This is a genomic window from Sphaerisporangium sp. NPDC049002, assembly GCF_040649355.1.
GTDB lineage: Bacteria > Actinomycetota > Actinomycetes > Streptosporangiales > Streptosporangiaceae > Sphaerisporangium.
Window position 1 is genome coordinate 1 of record NZ_JBEZFH010000362.1, and the last position, 3,620, is coordinate 3,620.

3 protein-coding genes and 1 pseudogene are annotated in these 3,620 nt (G+C 72.2%); 2 read left to right on the forward strand and 2 right to left on the reverse strand.

The window, feature by feature from the left end:
* A pseudogene (locus tag AB0B89_RS35335) lies at window positions 1–541 on the reverse strand (hypothetical protein); the annotation flags it as partial.
* Window positions 542–676: 135 nt separating this feature from the next.
* Complete coding sequence (locus tag AB0B89_RS35340) at window positions 677–1,786, reverse strand: DUF5925 domain-containing protein (protein ID WP_358561820.1); 1,110 nt, start codon at window positions 1,784–1,786, stop codon at window positions 677–679.
* A 235-nt stretch (window positions 1,787–2,021) separates the two neighbouring features.
* Here AB0B89_RS35340 and AB0B89_RS35345 point away from each other — a divergent pair, with 235 nt between their 5' ends.
* Window positions 2,022–2,801, forward strand: coding sequence for an N-acetylmuramoyl-L-alanine amidase (locus AB0B89_RS35345; RefSeq protein WP_358561823.1), 780 nt, complete (start codon window positions 2,022–2,024; stop codon window positions 2,799–2,801).
* 62 nt (window positions 2,802–2,863) lie between these two features.
* Window positions 2,864–3,620 (forward strand): methylmalonyl-CoA mutase family protein (locus AB0B89_RS35350; protein ID WP_358561825.1); only part of this gene is annotated, 757 nt, incomplete at its 3' end.

A 3,620-nucleotide genomic window follows, 5' to 3' on the forward strand; every position in this document is an offset into this window, starting at 1 on the left:
CCAGCAGCCCGTAGCTGTCCACGCCTGCCAGCCGCTCTCGGAGCGCGTCGCCGTAGATCTCCCACTTCTGCTCCGGTGTGAAGCACGACATCACCCCGACCGTGCGCACCGCCGCCTCGGCGCCGTGGAGCGTGACCCGCAGCCGGTAGGCCGTGACCGGCCGGGTGGCGACGAAGGTGTCGACCGCGACATCGCCGTCCTCGTCGCCCTGGCCGGGCAGCGAGGTGCGGTGGATGTCGTCTTCGCCCTCCGCCCACCGGCCCATGTCGTACCACTTGGTCAGGCCGCCGGCGGCGGTGCGCGCCCGCAGCTCCACCCGGATCCAGGACCCCTTGGGGGCACCGGCGGTCCAGGAGGGGACCAGTTCGGTGGCCGGGAAGCCGATGTCGCGTTCTTCTGAGGTCCACCGGGTGTAGGGCCAGGTGGTGGTCTCGCCGCCGAAGGGATCGAGGTAGGCCGTCACGCCGCTCTCGGAGGGGGCCATGGCGGTCCAGCGGTGGAGGACGACACGGCTCGGACCGGCGGGCGACGGATTGACCACCTTGCCGATTGTGGTTTTGGGCCTCGCGCGGCACATCGGATGGTTTACGTATCCGTGACCAGGCCGCCCGGCGCCGCCCACGGCGCTCCCCGACCTCCCCCGCTCGTGCGGGGGAGGTCTTTCACGCCGGGCCGGTCAGAGGTACAGGCCGGTGGCCTCGGCGGGCGCGGCGGGGACGGCCGGCGCCCGCCCGGAGCGCAGGGCGAACAGCTCGGCCAGCGTGGCCCCCGACGGGCCGACGCCCTCGGAGGAGCCCAGCCACGCGGCGGCCTCCTCGGCGGACAGGCGTCCCGCCTCCACCTGGGACAGGCAGCGTCCCGGCCGTACGACCGCCGGGTGGAGCCGGGCGAGGTCCTCGTTGGTGGTCACGGCCACGAGGACGTCCCTGCCCTGGCCGAGCAGCCCGTCGGTCAGGTTGAGCAGGCGGGACAGTCCCTGGCCGGTGGCCTCCTTGGCCTCGGCGCGGATGAGCTCGTCGCAGTCCTCCAGCACCAGCAGCCGCCAGCGGTGGTTCTCGTCGTCGGAGTCGTACCCGACGGCGACCTCCATCAGGTAGCCGGGGTCGGCGAACAGCCGCTCGGGGTCGAGCACGCAGTCGACCTGGCACCAGGCGGCCCACTCCCTGGCCAGGGCGCGCAGAGCCGTGGTCTTGCCGGTCCCCGGAGGGCCGTGCAGCAGGATCAGCCTGCCGTTGACGTCGGAGGGCGTCACCGCCATGAGGTTCTGGAAGGACTCGCCCGCGCCGCGCGAGTAGTTCGCCCTGATCGCCGGCCAGCGCGGCGCGGTGATCGGGCGCTGGGTGCGGCGGGGCCCGTGGGCGCCCGTCCACCAGAAGCCCATGTCGACGTGGTCGGCGTCCTCGGGAGGCGGCTCGACCGCGTCACGGACGGACTCCTCCAGCACCGAGCGCGCGAGCTCGTCGCTCACCGCGGTCACGGTGAGCACGGCCGAGCGGTTGCGGAACCGCACCACTCTGAGGGTCCAGCCCTCCCCGCACGCCAGGCGCGAGTCACGGCCGTCGTCCTCCCTCGCGGCACGGGTCAGCCGGGCGCGCGCGGGCATCAGGGGGGCGTCGGGACGCACCCTCTCCAGGTTGGTGGAACGTGCCCAGGGCTGGTTCCCGGTGGCGAACGGGGACAGCGCGAGGGCGTCGATGACATCGATCGGCGAGTCGCCGTCGTCGAGCCACACCTTCATGGGCAGGGCTTCGGCGGCGGGGAAACGAACCTCCTCCACAACGGACATATATTCATGATTCAGGCTCATAGCGTGTGGAGTCCACGGATTTTTCTGGGAAGTCGGTTAAATCAATGTGATGTGCTATAGCGACATCGGCAAACCCGTCATGTGCTGATGTGTCCATGGTTATGGTTGGTCGCGCGGATCGGTCCACTGCGAGCCGCAAAGGGCTGGTTTGGGTGCCCTGTGGGAGGACAGTGGTCCATCAGTCCTGAATGCTCGTTCCCCCTGGGAGAAGTTCGTGGCCATCGATCTCGTGACCCGTAAAGACTGGGGCGCCCGCGCGCCGCGTGGCTCCTATACGACGCTGACCTCCACAAAGGGCATCAAGGTCCACTACACAGGTGGCCGCGTGGAACCCGCGACCGTGGACGACCACGCCAAGTGCGTCGCCATGGTGAAATCCATCCAGAGCTTTCACATGGACGGAAACGGCTGGCTCGACATCGGGTACAGCATGGTCGCCTGTAGTCATCGGAAGGTCTTCGTCGGCAGGGGCCCCGGGCACCTGCCCGCCGCCAACGGGCCCGGCCTGAACACCGGCCACTACGCCGTCCTCGGCCTCGTCGGCAACTCCGGCCTCGTGAAGCCGCCCGATGGCATGCTCCACGGCATCCTCGACGCCATCGAGTACCTGCGCGAGAAGGGCGGCGCGGGCAAGGAGATCAAGGGCCACCGCGACGGCTACTCCACCGACTGCCCCGGCGCCGCGCTGTACGCGTGGGTGAAGAATGGGGCCCCGCGCCCCGGCGGCCAGACCGGCCCCACCGACCCGGACCCCGTGGAGCACCCGAAGTTCCCCGGCAGGCCGCTGAAGTACCCGCCCGTCATGCGCGGCGAGGACGTGCGCACCTGGCAGGCCCAGATGGAGAAGCGCGGCTTCACCCTCGACGTGGACGGCGCGTACGGGCCGGCCTCGCGGGACCTGTGCCTGCGGTTCCAGCGGGAGCGGCACCTGGACGCCGACGGCGTGGTCGGCGAGGACACCTGGGACGCCGCCTGGGAGGCCCCCCTCGCCTGAGCGGGCCCGTCAGGGGGTCCCCGAGGTGTCCTTCCCGATCGGCAGCGCCTACGATCCGTGACATGACGGTGCAGCCTGAGGAGTTCCATCCGGCCGCCGGGTTCCCGCCGGGCACGCGGGACGACTGGCGGCGACTCGCCTTGGGCGTGCTGCGCAGGTCCGGGGCCGAGGTCGGCTCGCCCGAGGAGGCGCTGGCCTTCACGACCTACGACGGCGTGACCCTCCGGCCGCTGTACGACGCCGCCGACCTGCCCGGCGACCCCGGTGTGCCGGGCTTCGCGCCCTACACGCGGGGCGCCCGCCCCGCCGGTGGCGTGGTCTCCGGCTGGGACGTGCGCCAGCGCCACGCCCACCCCGACCCGTCGGTGACCCGCGAGGCCGTGCTGACCGACCTGGAGAACGGCGTCACCTCGGTCTGGCTCGTCCTCGGCGACGGCGGGCGCGGTCCCGCCGCGCGGCCCCGGGTCCTGGACGGCGTCTACCTCGACCTCGCCCCCGTCGTGCTCGACGCGGGGGCCCGTACGGGCGAGGCCGCCGAGATCTTCCTGCGCGTCGCGGACGGGCGCGGCATCGCCCCCGCCGGCGGCAACCTCGGCGCCGACCCCCTCGGCCTGAAGGCCAGGACCGGCGCCCCCGCCGCCATGGCCGGGGCCGTCGAGCTCGCCCGGCGCGCCCGCGAGCACCCGTCCATGCGGGCGATCACCGTCGACGCCACCCCGTACCACGACGCGGGCGGCTCCGATACGACGCCCTCGACCGCGTCATCAGCCGCACCCAAGGCGGAGCTGTCAGCCGCTATGTATACGGCGATCAGGCCAA

Excerpts from the sequence above, each read along its gene's own strand:
- AB0B89_RS35340 (WP_358561820.1), bottom strand. The coding sequence starts at position 1,786 with ATGTCCGTTGTGGAGGAGGTTCGTTTCCCCGCCGCCGAAGCCCTGCCC.